1 protein-coding gene is annotated in these 621 nt (G+C 30.3%); it reads right to left on the bottom strand.

The genetic code is table 11. The features are described 5' to 3' along the window. Window positions 1-55: 55 nt before the first annotated feature. Window positions 56-621 (bottom strand): hypothetical protein (locus OIF36_05710; protein ID MCV6599948.1); only part of this gene is annotated, 566 nt, incomplete at its 5' end.

The following is a 621-nucleotide window of genomic DNA, read 5'->3' as shown; positions in this document are numbered from 1 at the left end:
GTTCAATACCAGTAAGCTTAAGCATGGCATCAAAAGCAAAATATGGTACGGTATACTAATAAGCAGGGTCTAATCCGTAATAGCTTATGCACATATCCCTAAATTTCTCAAAAACATCAGTCAGTAATAAAACATCTGTTTTTAAAAAGAAATCATGATATCCACCCATGTTCTTAATATTAAAGTGTTTCCATATTTGTTTTTCTTTCTTGTAGTCATCCGCTGTTATATCTTCTTCACTCAACCTACTGTAAAACTGTTTTTTAGATGGCAATTGTTCATCATTAAATTTATCAAAAGCATTCATGTAATCATATGGATATACTCCTTTTTCAGTTAATAAGTCTAAACACTTTTCTGTTTTAATGCTGTCATTTTTACTACTATATCTAAAATTACTTTGCCAGTTATCACGCAGTACCCATTTACTTCTTTCTTTTTCATCTGTATTATCATATTTTGTCATGGATACTAGCTTGTCTAATGAAGCAGTAATGAAACTAAAGCTGTCCTTTACACTTAAACTATCAAATCCGATGTTGATAAACTTTTCAGAGTTCTGCGCTATAACATCTATCTTTTTCTTATTGCTTAATTTCTCGGCATTCTGTATTAATAAAT

Source organism: Alphaproteobacteria bacterium (assembly GCA_025800285.1).
Classification (GTDB): Bacteria; Pseudomonadota; Alphaproteobacteria; order JAOXRX01; family JAOXRX01; genus JAOXRX01.
This window is presented reverse-complemented; position numbering and strand designations above follow the sequence as displayed.